Raw genomic sequence first — 18,377 nt, forward strand, 5'->3', positions numbered from 1 at the left:
TTTTTCTCAAAATCAACCTTAGCGACAAGCAAGGAAAAATCAATAAGCTTAATGATTTATTAACCGTTTTTGATCACAAACACGTCTCTTTGTTCAAAAAAAGTTCGAACGGTTGGTTTCAAAGAATTTATTCAAAAAAACTATTGACGCTCTAGAGCCATATCCGCATAATGCGCTCCGTTCTCGACATTAAGGCAAACTTAAAGAGAGAATAAAAATGGCTACGTAGCTCAGTTGGTTAGAGCACATCACTCATAATGATGGGGTCACAGGTTCGAATCCCGTCGTAGCCACCATTTCCTAAGTGTTTTTCTTATAAAAATATTTAGGAAAGTTGCGGAAATGGCGAAATTGGTAGACGCACCAGATTTAGGTTCTGGCGCCGCAAGGTGTGAGAGTTCAAGTCTCTCTTTCCGCACCATTATTTAGATGAGCAATCATCTTGTAGGGCTATCGCCAAGCGGTAAGGCAGCGGCTTTTGATGCCGCCATCCCCTGGTTCGAATCCAGGTAGCCCTGCCAATATTGAGATGACTAGCGAATAAACTGGTCATAACAACGATTCAATGAATACCAATATTCACTGAATCTACAGGTTAAGTTGCGGAAGTGGCGAAATTGGTAGACGCACCAGATTTAGGTTCTGGCGCCGCAAGGTGTGAGAGTTCAAGTCTCTCCTTCCGCACCATTATTTGGATGAGCAATCATCTTGTAGGGCTATCGCCAAGCGGTAAGGCAGCGGCTTTTGATGCCGCCATCCCCTGGTTCGAATCCAGGTAGCCCTGCCATTATTCAAATGGGTCAGTGTTTAAAAAACCATTGGCACATGAGTGTGGATTGTATTATATTGTCTCGCTCAAAAAGATGGCTACGTAGCTCAGCTGGTTAGAGCACATCACTCATAATGATGGGGTCACAGGTTCAAATCCCGTCGTAGCCACCATAATTTAGTTGTTAGCAAAAGTTGGCAACACATAGATATCGAGCTGCGGAAGTGGCGAAATTGGTAGACGCACCAGATTTAGGTTCTGGCGCCGTAAGGTGTGAGAGTTCAAGTCTCTCCTTCCGCACCATCTCGATAACTAAAAATTTGCGGAAATGGCGAAATTGGTAGACGCACCAGATTTAGGTTCTGGCGCCGCAAGGTGTGAGAGTTCAAGTCTCTCTTTCCGCACCATATTTAGATGAGCAATCATCGTGTAGGGCTATCGCCAAGCGGTAAGGCAGCGGCTTTTGATGCCGCCATTCCCTGGTTCGAATCCAGGTAGCCCTGCCATTATTGACACGATAAGCCAAGCGCTTGTTGTGAAAAAGATTCGTTGAATCGAAAAATTAAATTGCGGAAGTGGCGAAATTGGTAGACGCACCAGATTTAGGTTCTGGCGCCGTAAGGTGTGAGAGTTCAAGTCTCTCCTTCCGCACCATTATTTAGATGAGCAATCATCTTGTAGGGCTATCGCCAAGCGGTAAGGCAGCGGCTTTTGATGCCGCCATCCCCTGGTTCGAATCCAGGTAGCCCTGCCATTATTTGTAGGATTAGCGATAAGCTGACCGTAAAAAGATAAGCTGAATCAATAACATTCGGTTTATTTAAAGAATACGCTGCGGAAATGGCGAAATTGGTAGACGCACCAGATTTAGGTTCTGGCGCCGCAAGGTGTGAGAGTTCAAGTCTCTCTTTCCGCACCATGATTTAAGATTGTCAAATGGCTACGTAGCTCAGTTGGTTAGAGCACATCACTCATAATGATGGGGTCACAGGTTCGAATCCCGTCGTAGCCACCATTTACAACGATAGTTTGAATAACCAATGTCAATCTATCTACAGTACAAGTTGCGGAAGTGGCGAAATTGGTAGACGCACCAGATTTAGGTTCTGGCGCCGCAAGGTGTGAGAGTTCAAGTCTCTCCTTCCGCACCATCAATTCAAACCCAGCTTAGGCTGGGTTTTGTTTTATTAGCCTCATAACAATATATCCTTTCCTCCCGTTTAACCGTTGATTCATTTTTCAGATCCATTCTTTGATCACGTGAAAAGTGAGGCATAAAAAAATCCAGCCGAAGCTGGATTTTTAATTTAAAAGTTAACGACTTAACCAAGCAAACCAAGAGCAGCATTAGGCGCTTGTTTAGCTTGTGCCAACACTGAGCTTGATGCTTGAGAAAGGATCTGCGATTTAGTCAAGGCAGTGGTTTCTTTCGCAAAATCAGTGTCTTTGATTCGGCTCTTAGAAGCATTTACGTTTTCGTTGATGTTATCTAAGTTGTTAATCGCATGGTTGAAACGGTTTTGGAATGCACCCAGTTGAGCACGATGGCTGTCTACAAATTGCAGTGCCGCATCAACAATGGCAACTGATTCTTGCGAACCACCTACAGAGGTGACATCAATGGTATCGACTGTCACATCTTTTGCCGCTTGGAAACTCAGTTCACCCGCTAAGCTGCCACCAAAGGTTGCTACGCCATCAATACGGTTGCTATCAGTAAAGATTTGCAGTTTGCCTTCATCGTCAACAGAAGCTTTTAACATGTCGGTTTGACCATTGATGTAAGTGGCCAACTCTTCGATGTCATCGCCATCTTTTGCACTTAGGTTGATGGTTTGCTCGCCAGTACGTTTGTCAGTCAACGTAATGGTAAGGTCATTAGCACCCGCTTTAACGGTCCAATCTTTATCTTGTCCATTTGCCGCTTGGTAACTCTTACCACCCATCATTGCGTTGTCGCTGCGCATATTATTTAGGCTTAGCATGACCGCTTCACCGTTATCCGCACCGATTTGGAATGATTTCGTCTCAAAAGTACCATTGAGCAACTTATTACCACCAAACGATGTAGTTTCAGCAATACGGTTGAGTTCGTCATTCAGCGCGGTGATCTCTTCTTGAATCGCTACGCGGTCGGCTTTCGAGTTCGAACCATTTGACGATTGTAGAGATAAGTCACGCATACGTTGCAAAATGTTGGTAGTTTCGTTCATTGCACCTTCAGCTGTCTGCGCAATTGAAATGCCATCATTTGCGTTGCGCACGGCAACATCTAAGCCTCTGCTTTGAACGTTCAAACGGTTAGAGATTTGCAAACCTGCTGCGTCATCTTTTGCGTTATTAATTTTGAAGCCTGATGATAAACGTTCCATTGATAACTGTTGCGCATTGCTAGCACTGTTTAGGTAGCGTTGTGCTGTCATAGCTGAAACGTTAGTGTTTACATTAACCGCCATAGTGGTTCTCCTATTGATTTTCCGACTTAGCGTCATAGACAAACGGTTTCCGACGTCTCGGAAAACCAAGTAGTTCTCTCAAAGTACTATTATTAGCGACTGCGGTTAGGAATCCTTTAACGGGAAAACGACGATTTCGTAAAAAATAACCAATATCGATTAAAAGTGGGATAAACGCTGCAAAACTGGCTGAAATACAAAAATAGCATTAAAGATTTGACGTGATTGGTCGGCTTCACGGGCGATTGAGGAGCATTGATGAGAGCAAGAAGTTATAGATAAAGAAAAGCCCCTTTTCCTTTGAGAGAACCGGGGCTAGTTGGTAGCCAGAGCCAATGTGGAGATCAGAGAAATGAACACATTACCGACTGACCGGGGCGCATGATTATCTATGACTATAAAGCAGGGTACATCTTGAGAGAGCTTTATATTCGGCCATAATCATACTTTGCCAAGGATTCCTTCACCTAACCCACGTCTGAGCTGTTGGATGAAGGGTCCTAACATTACTGCAATAGTGACATTGCAGAATTTGGCAACTGTTTTGCTTGAGCGAGAATCGAGGTACCCGCTTGTTGCAGAATCTGTGCTTTCGTCATTTGCGTGGTTTCTTTCGCAAAATCTGTATCTTTAATTCGACTGTTGGATGCTTCAACATTCTCTTGGATATTGGCCAAGTTGTTGATGCTATGGCTTAAACGGTTTTGCTTCGCACCGAGCTCTGCCCGTTGTGAATCCACATATCTCAACGCAGCATCCAGAACGCCCACTGCATTTTGAGAACCACCAACTGAGGTGATATCAATATCTTGAACCGTCGTCTTAACGCCCGGCCCACCGTTTAGGCCAAGTTCGGTTGCCAAACCACCAGAGATGGCAAGGTCACCTTGTAAATTCGGTTCTGCGGCAAAAATTTGCAGTTTACCGTCTTGATCAACCGATGCTTTAAGCTTGTCGGTTTGACCATTAATGTAAGTCGCTAGCTCTTCAATATCATCGCCATCTTTGGCTAACACATCGAGAGTAACAAGCTCACCTGCCTGGGTGGTGAATTCAAATTTCAAATCACGCGCGCCCGCTGGCACTCCCCAATCCTTGTCCTTTCCTTGCTCTGCAAGGAACGATTGGCCGCCCATACGGAAGTCATCAGCACGTATGCTGGTAAGCCCCATAATGATCGCCTCACCTGAGCTCGCACCAATCTGGAATGATGCTTCACCAAACGAGCCGTTGAGCAGTTTACGTCCACCGAATGAGGTCGTTTCTGCAATACGGTTTAACTCATCTTGCAATGCGGTCGACTCTTCATCCAAAGCTTGTCGTTCTGACGCCGAGTTGGTGCCGTTTGCTGATTGAAGAGCAAGATCACGCATACGTTGCAAGATACTGGTCGACTCATTCATTGCCCCTTCCGCGGTCTGAGCAATCGAAATACCGTCGTTGGCATTACGCATTGCCACATCTAGGCCACGAGACTGAGCGGTTAAGCGGTTTGAAATTTGTAAGCCTGCCGCATCATCTTTAGCGCTGTTGATTTTATTACCTGATGATAAACGTTCCATCGAGGTATTTAATTCACCCGTCGCTTTATTAAGGTAACGCTGAGCAGTCATTGCTGAGACGTTAGTATTTACTGTAATGGTCATAGTTTGCTCTCCTAGTGAGTTCGCAAGCTTTTTGCGAAGCGGCCAGCTTTACTCTCATTTGGAAGCACTGACCGTGAACTTGCTAAATCCGCTATTTGCCGATTTAAAAACTTGTTGTATCAACTCTGATATAGACAATTCAATTAGTATGCCAACTTTTAAAACATCTGATATTAAAATTAATATTCTTTGTTTTTTAATCACTTAGAAGAAATTCATTCATTCTATCTTTGTGAGTGAGCATCCAGTTTTTTCTCGTTAGCAACAGAGTTGCCACTTTCGTTTGCCGCTCTATTGCCTCTTTATCTCTCGATAATAGATGAGCAATTTCCAGGCCAATTTTTCAACACATTCCACTCTTCGCGCATATGGCTTAGCACATAAGGCATTGAAGATTAGATATAGTTGAAAAGGGTCAAATCTTTCGTTTTACCAAAAGCCAGTTGTGAAGCCTGCAACGCACGTGAATTCTCATTAAATTCAATCACCGCTTCTGCGTAATCGAGATCTTCAAAGTTACTTTTTGATTTCGCTAAACTGATTTTGAAATCTTCATGCTGTTCTTGTTGAATATCTAAAGTGCTCAAGCGTGCACCGACATCAGTACGCACTTTATTGAGATGAATAAAGGCGGCATGAAACTCTTCCGTAATTTGATGCAGTTTCGCTGTCGTCGACGCATCCGATACGGAGCCTTGCGAGAGCTCAATCGCGTCTTTATAGCTATCAAATAAGGTAAAGGTTGAACGCGGCTCTAGGCTTAACACATCACCTTTCGAGATTTGCCCTTTTACGTGCACCGTCAGATCTTGATATCGAATGCCTTTTTGTGGATCAAACTCATCGGCCTGTACCACGCTGCCATCTTTCTCTAATTGGTAACCATATTTGCCGTTAGCCATATCAACAAACGTCACGGTATAGCGTGATGTATCATTCGAGTCTAAATTGGTTGCACGCTCGAGCAGTAACTCTGAACCTTCGTTTAATTGATAGTTTGGTTCGTAGTTACCAAACGGGTTATCAATCTCCATAAACACTTTATTACCCGGATTATTGAACGGGATCTCTAAGCTGTTGGAGATACGCATTTTGCGCTGATAATCATCGCCGGAATAAGTCACGTTACTGGCATTATCTCTAAAAAATGGCTGATTCTTCGGCTTGGTGCCGGCAAACATGTAGTTACCAGACTCATCTTGCGTATTTGCTAGTTCAATTAAGTTGTTGAACATCTCTTGCAGCTCACGCGCTTTCGCTTCTCTATCTTCTGGAGAGAATGAACCGTTAATCATTTCCATAACAGTACGCTTTGCCTCATCGGTCGAGCTTTCCGCATTGGCAATGATTACTTCTTGATGCTCTAAGCGGTTTCGAACCAGCACGATTGCATCAAGATATTGGCGTAATTGCTCTTCTTGCTGCCCTACTTTTTGGATGTAATGAGTGGCTAATGGGCTATCACTGGCCGAAAGCAACTTCTTACCCGACGCTAGCTGCGCTTGGTTATGATGGATCTTTGATTCTTGACGGCGCATATCGTTTTGCACCGATTGATAGTTATGGAAGCTCGATATTCTGGTTAACATTTATCGCCTCCTATCTCAGCTGCAAAATCGTGTTGAAAGTATCATTAGCCACCTGCATGATGCGTGAGGAAGCCATATAAGCTTGTTGGAACTTCATCATGTTCGCGGCTTCCTCATCAAGGTTGACTCCGGAAATGGACGCAATGCGCTCCTGCGCTGACTCTTTTTCAAGCCTGGCCACGTCACTTAAGCGTGACGCGGTGGCCAGCTGCAAACCAAAATCCGTATTGAGATCGTGATAAACCCCGAGCACGGTCGTTTCACCGTCGTTGAGTTTTTTCTCCGTTTGAATTTGCTGCATCTTACGTAAATTGCCGTTATCACCTTCTGAGGGGACAAGGTTTGCCGTAAATTTATCATTGGGTAGCGCGCCAGCCGTCAATTCAAACGTTGTACCAAGCACAGTAATCGAATTCGATGGTGGGTAGGCCTGTGGTTCTAGCAGCACGTTGCCTTTGGTATCCGTGACCGCAAATTGATCGCCCGTTGGTGAGATCACCACTTCAAATTCACGCAACCCACCTGCCGATAAAATATTAAATTTTGCCTGCCCTTGGGCAAAAGTGGTGGAGGCTTCATAACTTTGTGCGGCAATGGCTGTCGGATCGTTGGTCGCCATTTTCATAATAGCGGCACCATTACGCGTTGGACGCAGCAATATGCGCTCCCCTGCTTGAGGGGCGTTGCGAATCTCAACTCGCATTCCATCTAAAAATAAACTGCTGCCAACGACCGGAACGTTAACCCGCTCGCCCGTTGGCTTTAATACGGTATAATTGCTGCCGTTGTACTGTAGGGAGTATTCACCACTTTTCAACGCTGAAGTATCTTCGATATAGACCGCCATATCGGCTTTTGAATTGCCAGCGATGATCGCTCGCGAGCGGGCATTGACTTCAGAGTTCACATCCGTAAACAACGCTCTTCCTACATTGCCACGTAAGTCCAAGCCTTGTGATTGCAATTTGTTAACTTCATAAGAGAAAGATGTTGCCATGCGGCCAAGTTCATCCATTAGGTAAGGAATGTGCTTATCTCGCATCGTAAACAGCGCACTTAACTTACCGCCAATATCCTCAGTGGTAATGGTCTTGATCCCTTTGCCTTCAATCATGGCCAAGCGGCGCTGACTCACATCAGGATAACCATCAACCATCTTCATTTGGCTGGCTTCTGTACCTGAGACGAGCGTGTGCCCGCTCCCGATATGGATGTTAAACCCTTCAGCATTTTTACGTGGCGTCACGGTGACCTTGGTGTATTCAGACAACTCAGCCACCAATTTTTCATGCTGGTCCATTAAGTCATTGTGAGGACCAGGAGTACGCATCATTAAGCGTTGTAAATCTCGCAGCTCAAGCGCCAATTGGTTAATACGCTCAACGGCAACATCTAGCCCTTTGTTGGTCGCATCAGATTGGCGGCGAATATTTTCGTGAAAATCATTCATGTTTTGAGTGATCAGATCCGCTTTCTCAAGTACAACTTTACGCGCACCTACATCATTCGGGCTGTCGGCGAGGGTTTTAATCGCATCAAACCATTCGTTTAAGTTTTCAGGGATTTTTTTCGAGGCCACTGACGACAATAACTTTGAAAGCATGTCTAAATTTTCTTCGTCGTCACGCTTAAAGGAAAAGCTGGTGGTAGATAGGTTTAATTCATTAACGGCAAATTGATCCCATGAGCGGCGAACTTTTTCCACATGTACGCCCATACCGTAGGTTTCACCACCGTATTGGCGAGGTGTATTGGTCCCTTGGATCACAGACTGACGGCTGTAACCTTCTGTATTAACATTAGAAATGTTATGACCTGTGGTGCTGAGTTGTCTCTGAGCGGTAAGTACACTTTGGGTACCTAGATTCAGAAGATCCGACGCCATACTGCCCCCGAAAACCTAATCAAATCAGTGGTTACTGAATATCTAAGTTAATAATTGCAATATGTATGCCAAAGGAGTTTCAAAGAAGAGATTAGACAAAATAAAGGAAAGATAAAAGCCAGCAAGGCTGGCTTTAGAGGGGTTATTCCATTGCTTCAATTTGAGATTTTACTCTCAGCACTTTTTCAGCATAGTACGGGTCTGTCGCGTAACCAGCAGCGTGCAGGCCACGAATGAAAGATTCATCGCTGCCATTATGGTTCAGCGCCACGGTGTAGCGCGGATTGTCATTGAGAAAACGAACATAGTCATTAAAACTGTCTTGATAATTTCCATAAGAACGGAACGCAGCTTTTTCCATCACGGGTGTATTATCATGATATTCAAGAGTTTGCGTCGCCACTTTCTCACCTAACCAACTTTTATCCGCTTTGATGTTGAATAAGTTATTACTGCTACCACGAGCATTTTGAACAACTTTTTGTCCCCATCCGGTTTCTAATGCCGCTTGAGCAAGTAGCAGTGAAGAGTCAACACCTAATGCCCGAGCTGCTTTTTCAGCATAAGGTTTCATTGAAGCCACAAACGCTTGCGGCGAATCAAATCGACTCGATTCGACCTTGCTAGGTTCGATCGTTTCTTGCGTTGAGAGGCGGCGGTTGTTACTGCGTTCGATACGGCGCATGGCTTCTTGGAAACCATCTTGCGTCGGGTCGGTTATTGCTGGATCGTTTTTCGAGGTGCCGTTAGCCTGACTGAGCTGCGCCACAATCATATCGGCAAGCCCTAAAGAACCGGAGGCACTGAGCTCGCTCGACATTTGTTCATCAAGCATTTGTCGATAGAAATCTTCGTTTTGGCTGTTGAACATCTCAGATTTAAAATCGGCATTGGCGTCTCGCATCGATTTGAACAACATTGAGGTAAAAATCGCTTCAAACTGTTTGGCTGCGGCCTTGAGCGCCGCTGACTCGCCTTCTTTATCACCGGTTTTTGCTTGCTGACGTAGCTTATCTAAGCTAGCAATATCATGAATAAAGCCAATATCATTGGGATTATTAATCATCTTCCTCTCCTAGATAATGATCAGTTGGCCTTCAATCGCGCCAGCTTGTTTCAATGCTTGCAAAATCGCCATCAAATCTGAAGGAGCTGCTCCCACTTCGTTGACCGCGCGCACTAAATCATCCAAGGTCAAACCCGGTTCAAATTTAAACATTTTACCTTGTGCTTCAGACACTTCTATTTGGCTATTAGGCACCACAGCTGTCTGACCACCCGCTAACGCATTGGGCTGACTGACATTCAAATTCTCTTTAATGGCAACAGTCATACCACCGTGCGTCACCGCAGCAGGTTTTAAGCGCACATGCTGGCCGACAACAATAGTTCCCGTTCGTGAATTAACGATAATTTTGGCTGAGCCATCCGCTGGATCAAACTCAACATTTTCGATTGCAGAAAGAAACGCGACGCGCTGCCCTACATCTCGCGGTGCACGGATACGTACTGACGTTGCATCAACCGCGGTCGCCATCTCTGGGCCTAAGAAGTTATTCACTGCATCTGCCATACGTTGCGCTGTGGTGAAGTCAGATTCAAGCAAATTGAAGGTAATAAAATCGCCACGGCTAAAAGGTGTTGGTACTTCGCGTTCCACCATAGCGCCGCCTGAAATCAGGCCAACCGTTGGGTTATTGCCGACAATTTTAGAACCATCAGCACCGGTGGCACTAAAACCACTGACCACTAAATTACCTTGGGCCACGGCGTAAATTTGACCATCCAACCCCTTAAGGAAGGTTTGCATTAGAGTGCCGCCACGTAAACTTTTAGCAGAGCCGATCGAAGAAACGGTGACATCGACACTTTGACCTTGCTTGGAAAACGCCGGCAATTCGGCCGTCACAATCACGGCGGCAACGTTCTTTGTTTTCGGTTTAGTGCCCGGCGGCAATTGAATGCCGAAATTTTGCAACATGGCGTTAAAACTTTGGTCGGTGAACGGTGTCGATTCGCCCGTTCCCGGTAGCCCAGTGACTAGACCATAACCCACTAATTGGTTACTCCGCACGCCCGCAACTTGAGAGACATCTTTGATACGGGCCGCTTGTGCATGGGTTGCGATGAGCAACAGACTTAAAACAAGCAGGGTGAATTTTTTCATGGTCTAGTACCTTAATTTCTACGTTTCTTTACGCCAGAACTCCGGCGTTACAGAGAGACATTAAAGAATCGTGCCAAGAATCCAGGTTCTTGCATATCTTGATTGGTGCCTGTACCTGAATATTGGATGCGTGCATTAGAAATACGAGTAGAAGCAATGGTGTTGTCAAAGTCGATATCATCGGGACGAATGGTACCGCTTAAGCGAATGTATTCATCGCCAGTGTTCAGTGTGAGCCATTTTTCACCACGGATGACTAAGTTGCCGTTGGCGAGTACTTCAATCACTTCAACCGTGATCGAACCAGAAATACTGTTACTTTGGTTGGCTGCAGAACTGCCATTGAACTTGTTGTCATTTTTCAACGCATAAGAGAAATTGTAATCACCCACGGTGAGATCTTTACCGCCGACAGCGAGTGGGTCCATAGACGCATCATTGGATTTGGATAGATCCGCATCAGCACTCTTGGCCGCTTTAGTACTTTCATCAAGATTGACGGTAATAATATCGCCAATGCCACGCGGTTTTGAATCATCATAAAGACTGTTCATTTGTGCCAAATTAAACAGTGAACCGGTTTCCGCGGCATAATGTTCTGGTTTCTGTTTTGGATGAATGGGGGCCCAAGCGGGATCACCGGCTACGGGATCGGAACGCTTACGCATTGAGTCCAGTAAACCAGAACCTTCTTCTGCAGACTTATCCCCTTCAACCGCGTCCACCACGGTTGTACCTTGAACCACTTCAGGAGTATCGACGGGTGGCGGCATTAACGAGCAACCAGACAAAGCAGTAACCAATACAAGACTCAATAGACGTTTCATCGCAGCATTCTCTTAGTTAATGATTAGAGTTGTTGGTTCACAAAACTCATCATCTTATCGACTGCTGAGATGACTTTTGAGTTCATTTCGTAAACGCGTTGCGCTTCAATCATGTTGACCAACTCTTCTGTGACGTTCACGTTAGAGGTTTCAAGCATGGATTGACGAACATCACCGAGGCCGTCAAGCCCTGGCACCCCTTCTTGTGGATCACCACTAGCACCGGTCGGTAGATACAAGTTTTGACCAATCGGCTCTAGACCGCCTGGGTTGATAAAATCAACCGTGGTAATTTGTCCAACCACTTGGTTATTTTGCTGACCACGAAGCCTGACGGACACTTCACCATCATTACCCACAGTAATAGAGATTGCATCAGGTGGAATAACAATTTCCGGCTCTAAATTATATCCAGCACCGGACGTCACTATCGCCCCTTCGTCGTTGAGGGTAAATTGACCATTTCGGCTATAAGCGATATTGCCATCTGGCATCAGGATTTGGAAAAAGCCGTCACCTTCAATCATCATATCGAGGCTATTGGTCGTGGTTTGTACGTTGCCGTGGGTATGCACTTTTTGTGTTGCCACGACTTTAGAACCCGCACCAAGCATCAAACCGCTTGGCAGTTTGGTATTTTGCGAAGATTGACCGCCCGGTTGATTAATATTTTGATAAAACAGATCTTCAAATACCGCACGACCCTTTTTAAAACCAATAGTCGAGGCGTTCGCTAGGTTGTTTGAGATAGTGGCAATATTGGTTTGTTGGGCATCAAGCCCGGTTTTACTTACCCATAATGCAGGTTGCATAGTAATCTCCTTTAACGCTTATCAGCTCATACGAAGTAATGAGTCGGACGATTTGTCCATCTCTTCTGCGGTGCTCATCATTTTGACTTGCATTTCAAATTGACGTTGTAGCTCAATCAAGCTAGTCATCTCACCCACCGCATTGACATTACTGCCTTCCAGCGCACCTTTTAATAGCTTTACGCTAGCATCTGCTTCGAATGCTGCATTAGGATCTTTAGCACGAAATAAACCATTCGTATCTTTGTATAGGGATTGATTATTGGGTCGAACCAGTTTAATTCGGCCTACCACTTCCATCGCATCGGCTGGAGCGCCTTGCGGACGAACGGAAATAGTACCGTCATTACCGATTTCTACTTTACTCAATGGAATAGGTAGAGTGATTGGCGCGCCCGTTCCATCTAGCACTAGATGGCCGCTACCATTTATGAGCATGCCATTTTGGTCAATGCTTAGGTTGCCACTGCGGGTTAACCCCTCTTTGCCGGTTTTATCCATCATGGAAATCCAACCGTCACCTTGAATGGTGATATCGAGATCGCGCCCTGTGGTAATGACACTGCCTTGCGCAAAATTATGTCCCGGACGTTCTGTCATGCTAAACACGCGGCTCGGTAACCCTTCGCCATAAGCTTGCATTGAGCGAGCTTGCGCCAAATCAGCACGGAACCCCGTGGTACTGACGTTTGCTAAATTGTTCGCTCTTAATTGCATGGCTTGCATGTTTTGCTTTGCGCCACTCATGGCGAGAAACAGTGCGCGATCCATAATCTGCTCCAATAATCATCGTTCGATCATTAAAAGCAATTGACGTGCCAACTTATATTTAAACTAAAAATCAATAGGTTAAATGTAATTGCACAAAAAATAGGGAGGATATAACGAAGATTGCCGCAAACAGATGGCAACAATACCAAGCTAACATTGCCGCTAACTTGGTATTGCCATTGATGACGTTAAAGGAATTAACGGATCTGCAGTATGTTTTGTTGTAGCTGGTTGTGAACTTCAAGCGCACGCGAGTTCGCTTGGAAGTTGCGCTGAGCAGAGATAAGATCCACCAGCTCTTGAGTCATATCAATGTTGGATTGTTCAATAACACCATTGCTGATGGTACCAAATGAGCCTTTGTTTGATTCACCCCAAATTTTATCACCGGAGAATTGAGTCGAATCCCACTGCGTACCGCCTTTTTTATCTAAGCCTTGTTCATTGGCTACGCGGACAAGCCCCACACGTCCTAGAATGGTATTTTGACCATTTGAGTAAGTGGCTAGCACACTGCCATTTTCATCGAAATCGATCTTCGTCAAAAAGCCCGTGGTTGCACCATCTTGTACAAATTTAGTCAACTCAAATGGAGCGGCAAATTGCGTAGCCGAATCGAGACTGAACGACAATGTTTGGTTGGCATCAGCACCGTTGAGTTCAACTGGGTTTGCCCCCAAACCTAAAGGCTCGGTTACAATTTGCTGACCATTATTCATGCTGGCTAGCGTACCATCATTATTAAACTTCATGGTATGCCCAATATGACCCGTCGGCGTAGTAGCATCACCACCAACTACATTGATTGGTTTCTCACCAGTTTTATCCGTCACGGTGTAATAGGTTTGCCATGTGTTAGCTTGCGTCTGATCTTTGAGGTAATAGGATGTCAACTTATAAGGCTGACCCATCGAATCGTAGATCGTAGATGAGGTGGTACGGTTGTACGTCTCAGGATCAGTAATATCAAATAAGGTTGGGTCTTTTAACTTGCCATTAGCTGGCAAGTTCGCGCCAAGTTCAACATTGGCTGTCTGTTTAGGTTTACCAAACTGAGCAGGAATATTGATAGGTTTTGGCTCATACGAAAGAACATCACCAGTATCAGGGTTAACATCATAGCCAAGCAAAAACTCGTCATTTGACGTTACCATGTAATCATTTTTATCGAGGTGGAAAGCACCATTTCTGGTCAACTCATTTTGTTGAGGCGTCAGCTTATCTTTCGCAACCGCAAAGAACCCCGTTCCCGCAACGCGCAAGTCCATCGGGTTATTAGTATAAATACTGGAACCTTCGTGGAATTGTTGTGCCACTTTGTTCGCCTGAACACCTTGACCAGGAGTCGTTTTGGAGTTGGTAAACAATGAGGTTGAGTAAACATCACCAAACTCAGCTCGCGACTCTTTAAAACCAAAGGTATTCGCGTTAGCAATGTTGTTACTGGTGGTGTTCAGATCTAACTGAGCTGCGGATAAACCGCTTAATGATATATACGACATTCCAAAATCTCCTATCTAGCTAGCATATCTACTCTATAAAGAGTTACGCTTTGCCAACTTCTAGTACTTCAGCAAGTTTAACTGGCGATGTAAATCCAGCCAGATTGAGCAGTACGTTACCATCACCTTTACCCAGCAGAACGCTATTGACGTTTGCGTAAGTCGATACCGCAAACTCCTTGCTTTCTCCATCGAGCAAACCCGAAGCTTTCACTTGGTATTTGCCGCCCGGCAATGGATTACCGTTTTGATCGTTACCGTCCCATTCAACGCGATTATCACCGGCTGATTTAGCCCCGACATCAAAGGTACGAACCAATTGTCCAGCTTCATTCTCTATTCGGACAAACAAGTTCTCTAAACTTTGAGGAAGTTTGACCATCGCAGCCATCCCAGCACCCTCTTTTTTGATCCCTGCCGCTCCCGGTACTAACACATCACGGCCAACCAGTGATGAAGCCTGTAGAGCTTGGTTGGATGTCATCGACGAGTTGAGACTCTCAAACTGAGTGTTCATTTTGCCGATACCATCAACTGTGGCAAATGACGCCATTTGGGCGATCATCTGATCATTACTGACCGGTTTAAAAGGATCTTGCTGAGCCAGTTGTTTGGTGAGTAACGATAGGAAGTCTTCTTGTTTAAGATCTTGCTTCCCCGTAGTCTCTTCTGTTTTCTTTTGGTCTTGAAGACTTTTCAGCTGGTCAATATAAGACAAGCCGCTTTGACCAATGTTATTTATTCCGGCCATACGCTACCTCCTTATCCTATTGACCCATCTGCAGCGTGCGCAGCAGCATTTGTTTACTTGCATCAGCCACCTGCACGTTCGTTTGATAAGAACGAGAAGCCGAAATCATGTTAGCCATCTCTTCCATCACATTGACATTAGGCTTGTAAATATAGCCTTCATCATTAGCAAGTGGGTGATCTGGGTTATATTCTGCGTTAAGCGGTTTATCGCTTTCAACAATACCTAATACTTTTACAGGTACATTATGATCACGGTTATAACGCGCTTTACTTAACTCTGCACCAAACACCGCGTGACGCGCTTTGTAAGTATCTTTCGCCGAACTACTCACACTATCCGCATTGGCTAAGTTACTTGAGGTCGTATTTAGACGAACAGATTCAGCACTCATTGCAGAACCAGTCACATTGAACACATTAAATAAGCTCATCTACTTATTCCCCTTTGATTGCTTTCGTTAAGTTCTTGAATTTACTTCCTAAGAAGTCCAGTGAGGCTTGGTGTCTGATCTGGTTTTGCATAAACAAGTTACGCTCTAAATCTACGTCCACCGTGTTGCCATCACCCGTATCAGGTTGAGTCGGAATTCGATAGAGACTCTCGCCAGTTACTTTCGTGGAGGCAGATATATGCCGACCATCCGTACGGCTAAGACCAATGCTTGCCCCTGAACTTGCCGCCTGCAATGCTTTTTGAAAGTCCATTCCTTTTGCTTTAAAGCCCGGTGTGTTCGCCTGTGCAATATTGGTGGAAATCACCTCAGCATTGCGCTCACGTACACCAACCGTGTGTTGGTGAATACCTAATGCGTTATCAAAAGAAATAGCCATGTTTGCCTCTACACTAAAAACTGACTGTTACTACTCATATTAAAAGCAATTAACGTACCAACTTAAAAAACGAACCGTGTTTACAACAATTTTATCTAAATAAGAATCCGTCGAAATGTAAGCAAAATATACGCCGCTTTATCCACTTGTCGCCCACAACTTCAGTAAATCTCACCAATCAAAACGAAATTAAGGGAAAGAAAAAGCCCAGCCAAAGCTGGGCAAGTAACTAAAAGTAAGCAAGTAACTCAACGTAAGAATGTGGCTATTTGAGTTTATAAATGATGCCAGGGTTACAACGAACCATTTCAAACTTATCGGTCAATCCTGTCAGTGACTCCGATGCGCCGAGCAATAAGTAGCCACCGGGGTTTAAGCTACTAGCCATTTGATTTAATACTTTCGACTTCATATCAGGTGAGAAATAAATCAAAACGTTACGACAGAAAATAATATCGAATTTACCCAATAAGGCATAGCTCTCCATTAAGTTCTGAGGACGGAAGTTAACTAAACGCTTAACGTTATCTTTGATTTTCATTCGGCCATCACCAGCATCCTCAAAAAAGATTTTACGACGCTCCGGTGATAACCCTCTGCCAAGTGCTAAATTGTCATAGATCCCCGCTTTACACATATCCAGCATGCTGGCAGAAATATCCGTCGCGGTGATGGCTACGCTCGGCAACATACCCGGCTTGCGCTGTTGAGTTTCCAGCACCGTCATCGCCATTGAGTAAGGCTCTTGACCTGAAGAGCTTGCCGCTGACCAAATTTTTATAGGGCGTTTATTTGCAGCGACCTCGGGTAATAGACGTTCCGCTAAAACGGTGAATGGATAAGCATCACGGAACCACAGTGTTTCGTTGGTGGTCATGGCATCGACCGCTGCAACTCGTAGCTCACGGTTTCGCCCCGTAACCACATCACGTAACAAGTCAGAAAGAGAGGTTAACTTGAATTTAGCAACCAGTGGACTTAAGCGACTTCTCACTAAGTACTGTTTGCTATCTCCAAGTACAATCCCGCACTGAGATTCCAAAAAACGGCTGAAATCGCGATATTCTTGATCGCTTATAGTTATAGCAGTCATTAATTTCTCTTTAGTTAACTAGTGCAGCTTTCACCGCATTCCCAAGCTCATCAGGGTTGAATTTAGCAATGAATGAGTTTGCACCCACTCGCTCAACCATGGCTTGGTTAAAAACGCCGCTCAGTGAAGAGTGAAGAATAACGTATAGATCTTTCAAATCTGAATTTCTACGTATCTCTGCTGTTAATGTATAGCCGTCCATTTCAGGCATTTCAATATCAGAGATCACTAAAGATATTTGATTGTAAATTGGCCCTTCTGCTGCCATCTCGATCAATTTTTCATACGCTTCTTTACCATCTTTAACCGCAACGACTTCAAAACCTATTGATTCTACTGCTCTTTGAACCTGTTTACGCGCAACGGTTGAGTCATCGGCAATTAAAATTCGACGGATGATCTCTTTTTCTGTTTCTACTTGGGCGATCGATTCACCAATCGATGAATCCATTGTCTCATTAACCGGAGAAATCTCTGCCAAAATTTTCTCTACATCGAGAATTTCCACCAATTCGTTATCAATATTGGTGACTGCGGTTAAGTAGTTATCTTTGCCTGAGCCATCTGGTGGAGGAAGAATGGCTTCCCAGTGCATGTTTACAATTCGATCCACCGAGCTGACCAAGAAAGCTTGGATAGATCGGTTGAATTCAGCAATGACCACAAAACACTTATCAAGGTCCGCTGTGGGACGTCCACCCACGGCCAAACTCAAATCAATGACAGAAACGGTTTGACCACGAATATGAGCAACACCTTTGACTAGGCGATGTAAATTGGGCATCAAAGTTAACTTCGGGCACTGGAGCACCTCTTTAACTTTAAATACGTTGATACCATAACGTTGCCGTCCCATTAGACGAAACGTTAAGAGTTCTAATCGGTTTTGACCAACGAGTTGCGTACGCTGATTCACAGAATCAAGAATACCCGTCATAAGCTCATCTCCATCTCAAACTTTTATGCAAAAAAGTGGTAGTCTACTACAGGCTATGAAGAAACCAGAGAAACAGAATGATGCATACAAAAATATGTTTACATCTACTTTCCATAACTAAGTGTAGAGCTTTCTATAGAAATTTTTATCTCTCTATCGGCTTTTTATTGTTTTTCTTTAATTTTTCTCTTCATTCTGCCACTTTGCCGCAAGTTGAAGCCATTCAACAAGCTGCGGAACAACATGTTTTAGAAACTATTGAGTGGCCTCCCAGCGGGGAGTTAAACGTAAAAGCGGCAAATGTTGATGACCGAATTTATGCCACCGACTGCCCCACAC

General features: G+C 44.6%; 15 protein-coding genes, 14 tRNA genes and 1 pseudogene. 15 read left to right on the forward strand and 15 right to left on the reverse strand.

The window, feature by feature from the left end; genetic code table 11:
• The first annotated feature begins 219 nt into the window (after positions 1-219).
• The 14 genes from AACQ21_RS02710 (at position 220) to AACQ21_RS02775 (ending at position 1,920) form a co-directional block, all read left to right on the forward strand.
• Positions 220-296, forward strand: a tRNA-Met gene (locus AACQ21_RS02710).
• A 40-nt stretch (positions 297-336) separates the two neighbouring features.
• Positions 337-421, forward strand: a tRNA-Leu gene (locus AACQ21_RS02715).
• A 25-nt stretch (positions 422-446) separates the two neighbouring features.
• Positions 447-521: transfer RNA gene (locus AACQ21_RS02720), tRNA-Gln, on the forward strand.
• Positions 522-602: 81 nt separating this feature from the next.
• Positions 603-687 (forward strand) — tRNA-Leu (locus AACQ21_RS02725).
• Between the two features lie 25 nt (positions 688-712).
• Positions 713-787 (forward strand) — tRNA-Gln (locus AACQ21_RS02730).
• Positions 788-865: 78 nt separating this feature from the next.
• Positions 866-942, forward strand: a tRNA-Met gene (locus AACQ21_RS02735).
• Between the two features lie 45 nt (positions 943-987).
• Positions 988-1,072: transfer RNA gene (locus AACQ21_RS02740), tRNA-Leu, on the forward strand.
• Positions 1,073-1,091: 19 nt separating this feature from the next.
• Positions 1,092-1,176, forward strand: a tRNA-Leu gene (locus AACQ21_RS02745).
• 24 nt (positions 1,177-1,200) lie between these two features.
• Positions 1,201-1,275 (forward strand) — tRNA-Gln (locus AACQ21_RS02750).
• Positions 1,276-1,338: 63 nt separating this feature from the next.
• Positions 1,339-1,423: transfer RNA gene (locus tag AACQ21_RS02755), tRNA-Leu, on the forward strand.
• Between the two features lie 25 nt (positions 1,424-1,448).
• Positions 1,449-1,523: transfer RNA gene (locus AACQ21_RS02760), tRNA-Gln, on the forward strand.
• A gap of 80 nt (positions 1,524-1,603) precedes the next feature.
• Positions 1,604-1,688, forward strand: a tRNA-Leu gene (locus tag AACQ21_RS02765).
• A 19-nt stretch (positions 1,689-1,707) separates the two neighbouring features.
• A tRNA-Met gene (locus AACQ21_RS02770) sits at positions 1,708-1,784 on the forward strand.
• 51 nt (positions 1,785-1,835) lie between these two features.
• Positions 1,836-1,920, forward strand: a tRNA-Leu gene (locus tag AACQ21_RS02775).
• A 171-nt stretch (positions 1,921-2,091) separates the two neighbouring features.
• Here AACQ21_RS02775 and AACQ21_RS02780 read toward each other — a convergent pair.
• From AACQ21_RS02780 to AACQ21_RS02850, 15 genes are all read right to left on the reverse strand, one after another.
• Complete coding sequence (locus AACQ21_RS02780; RefSeq protein WP_026029038.1) at positions 2,092-3,225, reverse strand: flagellin; 1,134 nt, start codon at positions 3,223-3,225, stop codon at positions 2,092-2,094.
• A 506-nt stretch (positions 3,226-3,731) separates the two neighbouring features.
• Positions 3,732-4,871, reverse strand: a complete 1,140-nt coding sequence (locus AACQ21_RS02785; RefSeq protein WP_017045944.1) for a flagellin — start codon at positions 4,869-4,871, stop codon at positions 3,732-3,734.
• A gap of 395 nt (positions 4,872-5,266) precedes the next feature.
• Entirely contained in the window at positions 5,267-6,460 is a 1,194-nt protein-coding gene (gene flgL, locus AACQ21_RS02790; protein WP_013856259.1) for a flagellar hook-associated protein FlgL, read from the reverse strand.
• 10 nt (positions 6,461-6,470) lie between these two features.
• Complete coding sequence (gene flgK / locus AACQ21_RS02795; protein WP_017045945.1) at positions 6,471-8,345, reverse strand: flagellar hook-associated protein FlgK; 1,875 nt, start codon at positions 8,343-8,345, stop codon at positions 6,471-6,473.
• Between the two features lie 142 nt (positions 8,346-8,487).
• Entirely contained in the window at positions 8,488-9,411 is a 924-nt protein-coding gene (gene flgJ, locus AACQ21_RS02800; protein WP_013856257.1) for a flagellar assembly peptidoglycan hydrolase FlgJ, read from the reverse strand.
• A 9-nt stretch (positions 9,412-9,420) separates the two neighbouring features.
• Complete coding sequence (locus AACQ21_RS02805) at positions 9,421-10,512, reverse strand: flagellar basal body P-ring protein FlgI (RefSeq protein WP_013856256.1); 1,092 nt, start codon at positions 10,510-10,512, stop codon at positions 9,421-9,423.
• Between the two features lie 47 nt (positions 10,513-10,559).
• Positions 10,560-11,339: a flagellar basal body L-ring protein FlgH gene (gene flgH / locus AACQ21_RS02810; protein WP_017045947.1), complete on the reverse strand. Its 780-nt coding sequence runs from the start codon at positions 11,337-11,339 to the stop codon at positions 10,560-10,562.
• Positions 11,340-11,362: 23 nt separating this feature from the next.
• On the reverse strand, positions 11,363-12,151 hold the full coding sequence (gene flgG, locus AACQ21_RS02815; RefSeq protein ID WP_010319379.1) for a flagellar basal-body rod protein FlgG: 789 nt from the start codon (positions 12,149-12,151) through the stop codon (positions 11,363-11,365).
• A gap of 21 nt (positions 12,152-12,172) precedes the next feature.
• Positions 12,173-12,922, reverse strand: coding sequence for a flagellar basal-body rod protein FlgF (gene flgF / locus AACQ21_RS02820; protein ID WP_026027903.1), 750 nt, complete (start codon positions 12,920-12,922; stop codon positions 12,173-12,175).
• A 197-nt stretch (positions 12,923-13,119) separates the two neighbouring features.
• Positions 13,120-14,424 (reverse strand): flagellar hook protein FlgE, encoded by a 1,305-nt coding sequence (flgE, locus tag AACQ21_RS02825; RefSeq protein ID WP_026027395.1) that lies wholly within the window; start codon positions 14,422-14,424, stop codon positions 13,120-13,122.
• 43 nt (positions 14,425-14,467) lie between these two features.
• Positions 14,468-15,175 (reverse strand): flagellar hook assembly protein FlgD, encoded by a 708-nt coding sequence (gene flgD, locus AACQ21_RS02830; protein WP_013856252.1) that lies wholly within the window; start codon positions 15,173-15,175, stop codon positions 14,468-14,470.
• A gap of 16 nt (positions 15,176-15,191) precedes the next feature.
• Entirely contained in the window at positions 15,192-15,608 is a 417-nt protein-coding gene (gene flgC / locus AACQ21_RS02835; protein WP_010319383.1) for a flagellar basal body rod protein FlgC, read from the reverse strand.
• Positions 15,609-15,612: 4 nt separating this feature from the next.
• Positions 15,613-16,008 carry a flagellar basal body rod protein FlgB gene (gene flgB / locus AACQ21_RS02840; RefSeq protein ID WP_013856251.1) on the reverse strand — a complete coding sequence of 132 codons (396 nt, stop codon included), beginning with the start codon at positions 16,006-16,008 and terminating at the stop codon, positions 15,613-15,615.
• Positions 16,009-16,273: 265 nt separating this feature from the next.
• Positions 16,274-17,101 carry a protein-glutamate O-methyltransferase gene (locus tag AACQ21_RS02845; protein WP_013856250.1) on the reverse strand — a complete coding sequence of 276 codons (828 nt, stop codon included), beginning with the start codon at positions 17,099-17,101 and terminating at the stop codon, positions 16,274-16,276.
• A gap of 10 nt (positions 17,102-17,111) precedes the next feature.
• On the reverse strand, positions 17,112-18,038 hold the full coding sequence (locus AACQ21_RS02850; protein WP_013856249.1) for a chemotaxis protein CheV: 927 nt from the start codon (positions 18,036-18,038) through the stop codon (positions 17,112-17,114).
• A 77-nt stretch (positions 18,039-18,115) separates the two neighbouring features.
• Here AACQ21_RS02850 and AACQ21_RS02855 point away from each other — a divergent pair.
• Positions 18,116-18,377 (forward strand): annotated as a pseudogene (locus tag AACQ21_RS02855) (flagellar basal body P-ring formation chaperone FlgA); the annotation flags it as partial.

The sequence above is a fragment of the Vibrio sp. V01_P9A10T6 genome (genome assembly GCF_963877065.1).
In the GTDB taxonomy this organism is placed as follows: domain Bacteria; phylum Pseudomonadota; class Gammaproteobacteria; order Enterobacterales; family Vibrionaceae; genus Vibrio; species Vibrio anguillarum.

Bases quoted from the DNA above. Each gene is read 5' to 3' on its own strand.
- AACQ21_RS02780 (WP_026029038.1), bottom strand. From the start codon at position 3,225: ATGGCGGTTAATGTAAACACTAACGTTTCAGCTATGACAGCACAACGC.
- AACQ21_RS02785 (WP_017045944.1), bottom strand. From the start codon at position 4,871: ATGACCATTACAGTAAATACTAACGTCTCAGCAATGACTGCTCAGCGT.
- flgL (WP_013856259.1), bottom strand. From the start codon at position 6,460: ATGTTAACCAGAATATCGAGCTTCCATAACTATCAATCGGTGCAAAAC.
- flgK (WP_017045945.1), bottom strand. From the start codon at position 8,345: ATGGCGTCGGATCTTCTGAATCTAGGTACCCAAAGTGTACTTACCGCT.
- flgJ (WP_013856257.1), bottom strand. From the start codon at position 9,411: ATGATTAATAATCCCAATGATATTGGCTTTATTCATGATATTGCTAGC.
- AACQ21_RS02805 (WP_013856256.1), bottom strand. From the start codon at position 10,512: ATGAAAAAATTCACCCTGCTTGTTTTAAGTCTGTTGCTCATCGCAACC.
- flgH (WP_017045947.1), bottom strand. From the start codon at position 11,339: ATGAAACGTCTATTGAGTCTTGTATTGGTTACTGCTTTGTCTGGTTGC.
- flgG (WP_010319379.1), bottom strand. From the start codon at position 12,151: ATGCAACCTGCATTATGGGTAAGTAAAACCGGGCTTGATGCCCAACAA.
- flgF (WP_026027903.1), bottom strand. From the start codon at position 12,922: ATGGATCGCGCACTGTTTCTCGCCATGAGTGGCGCAAAGCAAAACATG.
- flgE (WP_026027395.1), bottom strand. From the start codon at position 14,424: ATGTCGTATATATCATTAAGCGGTTTATCCGCAGCTCAGTTAGATCTG.
- flgD (WP_013856252.1), bottom strand. From the start codon at position 15,175: ATGGCCGGAATAAATAACATTGGTCAAAGCGGCTTGTCTTATATTGAC.
- flgC (WP_010319383.1), bottom strand. From the start codon at position 15,608: ATGAGCTTATTTAATGTGTTCAATGTGACTGGTTCTGCAATGAGTGCT.
- flgB (WP_013856251.1), bottom strand. From the start codon at position 16,008: ATGGCTATTTCTTTTGATAACGCATTAGGTATTCACCAACACACGGTT.
- AACQ21_RS02845 (WP_013856250.1), bottom strand. From the start codon at position 17,101: ATGACTGCTATAACTATAAGCGATCAAGAATATCGCGATTTCAGCCGT.
- AACQ21_RS02850 (WP_013856249.1), bottom strand. From the start codon at position 18,038: ATGACGGGTATTCTTGATTCTGTGAATCAGCGTACGCAACTCGTTGGT.